The organism is Paenibacillus sp. P4_A7 (assembly GCF_056402455.1).
Genome location: NZ_JBFUHJ010000343.1, coordinates 1 through 5,971 on the forward strand (window position 1 = coordinate 1; position 5,971 = coordinate 5,971).

The window sequence follows — 5,971 nt, forward strand, 5'->3', positions numbered from 1 at the left end:
CTCTATAATACTGGCAGGGAACTCCTCATTTTTGTAGTTAATGAGCACATTGCTCTTTAACACAAGCCCCTTGGTCAAACCATAATCTCCTGCCTCATTAATCCCAAGCTTACGATATATGCGATAGAACGAGCCATCTACAACCGGCATAGTAGTAAACAGCATTCGTCCCCCTTGCTCCACAAACCCATCTAACCAACTATTACTCGGGAGCTTTGCCAGCTCGTTAAAAGCGATAATTACACTATCGTAGCCTTCTCCTGAACCGGCATATTGCTTAAAGTCGACTACATCGTGTTTTTTCTTCATATAAATCAACATTTGTTCTGTATTATCTTTGAGCTTTACGCTGAACATATCATTTGGATTATAGAGAACCAGCAGCTTCTCCTCGTTCAGTAAGCCAATCTCTTCCTTGGATATGGCGTTGACTTCTCCCTTTGAGCTCGGGGATACACTACTGTTAAGCTCACCGCCATAGTTGAGAAACGATTGTGAACGAGTCGTTTGAATGACCAGCGCCATAAGAAGCACAAATGCCAAAATAAAATAAATTTGCCTATTAAATTTAAACCTAGATTGCTCTTTCATACTCATGCACCTTTGACTGACCAATAACGGATGACGTTCAAAGCCGTATTGGATACGCGAATTTTAGATAATTTCAATGCTTCCAGCGTTTCATAGAAGGAATCGTTCTTTTTCAAGGAATAGTACAGATTTAACGCCGTTAAATAAGCATCTTCGTTGTCTGGATAATATTTGCGGAACAGCAGGCTGTATCGCAGCCCCTCTTCATATCGCCCCAGCTCAATTTCACTAGAAATTTTCTCTTTGAATAACTCTTCACTTCTCATTTCCGAGTCTAACAGTCGATCCAGCAAATTCACGTAATTCATTCGTTGCGACATCTGCATCCGACTGTCCATAAAGCCGCTCATCATATATTGCTTAATGGCATTAGCATAATGACGCATGACATACGAGTCATTGCTTTGTTCCTCGTAACGAACGGACCATTTCTGAATGTCCAACAGCATCTTACGTTTCATTTCCATCAAAGCAGTAACCGCATAATGAGATGTTTCCGTATCCTCGTTGCTCGCCGCGCGCTCCAACAATGGAATCATTTTTTCATCCATGTCTTCCTTCAACACATCAAGCAGCAGCCTTCTTCGTGTTGCAAGATCGTTAACAAGAAGAACCTCTTCCAGAGGGGCTATATTAACTTCCTTGTCCACATCAATTCTAGTAAAAATACGATCCTGCCGCTCATTACCATCAATTAAATCTACAAAACGCTTTATTTCTGAGGAACCTGCTTTACTTCCTGCAAAATCACGTAGAATGGCTAAAGGAAGTCCGAAAAATGGAATAAGCAAAGCCATCATCGAGCCTAATAGCCAATCTCCTTTTCGGCCTATCCATTTTGTTATTAAATAAACTATACAAACAACATAGTACCCAATAAATAAATACTCAACCATATGCTTCTTCCTCACTCATAACTCTTGTCAAAATGCCGTTTCTACTCAAACGCTTAATAACAAAATCGGCTTCTCTAGCATTTGAATTCGATAGCAGCAAAACGAGATTGTCTTTAATCATTCCAAGATAATCAGAATCACGCAGTGCTGTTGAAATTTGTTCAGACAATTTCTTTAGAGGCACCCCGTCCTGGGCAACCTCGAGCAAAACAAAATCATTATTATACTGCTGTTTTGCAACAGACTTCGATTCCAACACCTGAAGGAATACGGATGGCTTAAGTACTGGTGTCTCTTCCACAAACCGATCATCTCGAGTTATCCCCACATATTTGAAGGCTCGGGATAAGGATCCTGAAATCAGCTCAACACTCACCTTTAAAGTATTTTCAAAGCTGAGGCTAAGCTTAGAGAAGGTAGGGTCATATACGGCTACTAACGMTACAATCAGGTCTTCATGCAATATTGGAGCTACGAGCATTGGTAATTCAGGCTCCATGCCGCGATTCACAAAAACCTTTCCTTTGCTCAGAACCTCTTGAATATACGGGTGCTCTGACACTTTTATTGTTTTTGGCAAATTAAAATCCGGAGCATTAGATTTAATCATCAAACGTAGAAATTCTGAATTGTTAACCGAGTAGATCGAAATTCGCTCAACCTCCAACAAGTTAGACAATACACTAACGGAGGAGGTGACGATTTCCTCTGGCTCCAAGCTCTCTAATGTTCTGATAACGCCATGTATACGACCAATACTATCCTTGCTATTGATCAATTGACGTTGAAGCTCTTCCTTGACGGTACGTGTGTCRCTATAGATTTCTTTTAAAAATGAATATTTTTCTTTTATTGTTTCCAGCTCGCTGTTAATACGCGCATTATCTCGCCGACTTTTATCTGATACGAAACCTACAATAAGACCAAAAAACAGATACATTGCTATAACGAATAACGCCTCCGGGTCATAAAGGAAAAATACCCACTCACGTCCATTGCTTAAGTTCTCAAAAACATATAATGCCGAAGCTAAACCGGCTGAAAGTGCCGACTGCTTGGTGCCGTATACAATACCGAGTAAAATAACATAGATCAGCTTGAAATCTACGCTCGTATGCATAAGAAATTCAGAGCCAAAGATGGTAAGAACAGCCACTAACGTAAATGCCAATACGTTTTCTACATATGGCTTCAAGATTGATCGCCATCTATTTTTATTCGCATTGGTTTCTTTGATAGGCTTTGATTGGGAGACTTGCTGTGATTTTTCAAACCACTCATGTGTTCGCGCTACTCCCTCTTCTAAGCTGAATATCGGCACCCAATCCAAATCCTTCTTAATTCGTGTATTAGATAAGCTAGATTTGTAAATATCCCCCTCGCGTGGCTGTAAGTAATTCACTTTACCAACTTTTTTCAAACCGCTCAAAACTTCTATTAGTTGGTTTACACTCGTTTGATTATTGGTTGATAGATTATAGACTCCTGTTACCACACTATTTGCGCCCCTGTAAATGCCATCAACGAGATCTTCGACATAGATAAAATCTCTAGTTTGAGTACCATCTCCATATACAGTTATCTCTTTACCATCGCGCAGCCGTTCCATAAATATAGATACGACTCCACCTTCCCCCCTACTTCCTTGCTTAGGTCCATAGACATTTGAGAAACGAAAGCTTAGTGTATTTAGGTCATATAATTCCTTCCACTTTTCACAATAATATTCTCCTAATTTCTTGTTAATACCGTAAGGTGAAACTGGATTCCCTACCAGATCCTCCGTTAAGGAGACCTGATCGTACGGACCGTATACCGCAGCTGAGGAAGCAAATATAAACTTTGAAACACCGAATTTCTGCGCGCACTGAAGCATATTTACAAGACCGAGAATATTAGATTGCGTATCCAAATGAGGTCTTTTAATAGATGTAACAACATCTACCTGAGCAGCCAAGTGAACAATAACATCAGGCGATATGCTGCGAAAAATTTCTTCGCATTTTTTGTCCTCTACATTTAATTGATAAAATTTATGCGGCACTGTCACATTCGACTTTTGACCTGTAATCAAATTATCAATGATATAAACCTGGTGACCTTCCTTATAAAAACGTTCTGCAGCGAATGAACCGATAAAACCATAACCACCTGTAATTAAAACATTCAATGATTACACCTCCAAATAAACCAGTTGTTTATACAAATACTCAATTACTAATAATGAATTTACTTATGTAATTATTTGAGACACCTCGGAAAATAAAGTAGAAGTTGTTTATGCGATGCTGTAACGCTATGATGAGGTTCTAATCGATGGCTATTATGAATGAGGCATAGGAATAAAGGAACAAGCACATCCCCTCTAGCTTCTATACGAACTAAGTAGTAACGAATATATCACAACAAACTAGACAAAAACTGAACATTATAGACAAATATAAACATTTATATAGGAAAAACTATCTACAAAACGACATATTCGGTTAAAACGGACGATCCATACGTCCTAGTTCTTTCGAAATTAAGTTGTCAATTTTGTGAAAAAAGAACAAACTATGTATAGTATAATTACCTCATTTTAAAAAAAATGAAATTTATTGGTTTGGAGGATTCTTCATGCGTTTAATTAATAATACAAAACGATTTTTTCTTACTGGCTGTCTTATTGTTTCGGTTCTCTTATTTGGAGCTGCACCAGACATCTCAACCGAGGCAACAGGGTACCGCTTGCTTATTTATTACGGAATACCAGAAGGCGTGAATGATCTTTGGGATGTAGAGAAAGCAGCTAAGGTTTTCAGTGAGTATGATTATTTAGTTTTTGGTGATAAGCTCCAACTGCCCATTCATACTCATCACGAATCATCGAAAGAAGTCATTGCAAAAATAATGGAGAAAAAACCTTCAGCTGTCCTATTTGGATATGTTGATCTAGGTGTTACAACAGATAACTTATCCATTAGCGTTATGAAAGATCGAATTGACAAGTGGAAAGAAATGGGCGTTGGCGGGATTTTTTTGGATGATGCCGGTTATGATTACAAAGTCAGCCGTTCGAGGTTTAACGAAGTAGTCAAGTATGTTCACAGCGTAGAGCTTTCAGCGTTTATCAATGCTTGGCATCCTGATGAGGTTATGGGCAACGCCATTCATGCCGTATATAATCCGAAAGGGGAAAAGTCCTTGCTTGGCAGCAATGATTATTACTTGCTTGAGGATTTCCTTCAGCCCACTGACATTACTCAGGCGAACAGTCCTAGCGCGTATACCTCTTCCTTCAAGAAAAAAATAGATAAGGTTCTCGCGCACAGGAAAAATTTGCGCGTACGTATACTGAGTGTCAGCGTAATGGATTACTCAGCCTTTTCTTCAACAGCTGTTAGGAAGTTTTTTCGAATGAATGAATCTGCTGCAGGCGTCTTTTCACTAGATGGGTATGGAATAGCTCCCTTAAACTACAGCTCCTCAAAGGTCAGCGGGGATATCGTTTTTCGTCAGCCCTATATCGCTAATTTCATGGAATTTCACACCAATAACGTTCAATACGTATCCAAATACGGAGATAAAGATTTTGCAAGCAGGGGCTTTAGGCTTCATTCCGAGAAGGGGAAACATTTTTATAATTTCCCAGAACAAGTAGAATATTAAATACTATAGCTGAGCCCTCGTGTTTCACTTTCTATCATAAAGGCTTATAATATTCTTATAACAAATATGAGGAGGGTTACCATGGGATTTAATCACATTCTCGTACCTTATGACGGATCAGCACCTTCCGTTGATGCTTTAAATCAAGCAATCTGGCTAGCAAAAAGTTCATCAGATGCACGACTGACTGTTGCTCACGTCATCTCACTTCAGCCAATAGTTGCAGCAGACATGACTTTCTTCCCATCTCAAGCCTACCAAGAACAGCTGCAGGAGAACTCCAACGCTATTCTCGATCATGCTAAGGAAAAGCTTGAGGGCATCCCGAACACAAATGTTGTGCTTTTAACTGGCTCTCCAGCTGCTAAAATCGTAAGCTTCGCCGATAGTGAAGGCTGCGACCTGATTGTTATTGGCAGCAGAGGTCTTAGCGCTATGAAAGAATTTATGCTAGGAAGCGTTAGCCATAACGTTGTGCAGCAAGCTAAAATGCCTGTCCTTATTGTAAAATAACTATAAATACATGAAAAAAAATGGTGCCGTCCACTCTATGATAGAGTGAATGGGCACCATTTTTATTTTGCTAGCTTAACTTATCATATTTAAAAATGCCGTAAAGTAGATATAATGTCCGTAATCATTAGGGTGGTTAATATTGTTTAAAAGCAGGCTTTCTGGTGTTTTACCCGCTGCCAGCTCCTGTTTCCATAACAGTTGAACATCTGCTACACCGAGACCATAATRGTTACTTAACCGATGGATCACAGTCGAATACCCATCCATTGCACCACTAGTATGGCGCCACAGCGGATTGGGTTCACAAGGTGTAACTA

The 5,971-nt window shown here is 39.5% G+C and carries 6 protein-coding genes; 2 read left to right on the forward strand and 4 right to left on the reverse strand.

The genetic code is table 11. The features are described from left to right. The 3 genes from AC1DWN_RS25650 to AC1DWN_RS25660 all read right to left on the reverse strand — a co-directional run. Positions 1–591: DUF2194 domain-containing protein (locus AC1DWN_RS25650; protein WP_477561728.1), on the reverse strand; the 591-nt coding region annotated here is incomplete at its 3' end. 2 nt (positions 592–593) lie between these two features. After that, complete coding sequence (locus AC1DWN_RS25655) at positions 594–1,487, reverse strand: hypothetical protein (protein WP_477561729.1); 894 nt, start codon at positions 1,485–1,487, stop codon at positions 594–596. Then, positions 1,480–3,657 (reverse strand): NAD-dependent epimerase/dehydratase family protein, encoded by a 2,178-nt coding sequence (locus AC1DWN_RS25660; RefSeq protein WP_477561730.1) that lies wholly within the window; start codon positions 3,655–3,657, stop codon positions 1,480–1,482. Before AC1DWN_RS25660 ends, AC1DWN_RS25655 begins: the two co-directional genes overlap by 8 nt. A gap of 449 nt (positions 3,658–4,106) precedes the next feature. On the opposite strand from AC1DWN_RS25660, the gene AC1DWN_RS25665 reads away from it, so the two are divergent. Both AC1DWN_RS25665 and AC1DWN_RS25670 read left to right on the forward strand, forming a co-directional pair. Continuing rightward, a complete protein-coding gene (locus tag AC1DWN_RS25665; RefSeq protein ID WP_477561731.1) occupies positions 4,107–5,138 on the forward strand; it encodes a hypothetical protein in 1,032 nt (343 codons plus the stop codon). 81 nt (positions 5,139–5,219) lie between these two features. Continuing rightward, on the forward strand, positions 5,220–5,651 hold the full coding sequence (locus AC1DWN_RS25670; RefSeq protein WP_477561732.1) for a universal stress protein: 432 nt from the start codon (positions 5,220–5,222) through the stop codon (positions 5,649–5,651). Between the two features lie 75 nt (positions 5,652–5,726). Here AC1DWN_RS25670 and AC1DWN_RS25675 read toward each other — a convergent pair. Next, a partial coding sequence (locus tag AC1DWN_RS25675; protein ID WP_477561733.1) for a hypothetical protein occupies positions 5,727–5,971 on the reverse strand: 245 nt, incomplete at its 5' end.

Coding starts and splice junctions, on each gene's coding strand:
- AC1DWN_RS25655 (WP_477561729.1), bottom strand. CDS start 1,487: ATGGTTGAGTATTTATTTATTGGGTACTATGTTGTTTGTATAGTTTAT.
- AC1DWN_RS25665 (WP_477561731.1), top strand. CDS start 4,107: ATGCGTTTAATTAATAATACAAAACGATTTTTTCTTACTGGCTGTCTT.
- AC1DWN_RS25670 (WP_477561732.1), top strand. CDS start 5,220: ATGGGATTTAATCACATTCTCGTACCTTATGACGGATCAGCACCTTCC.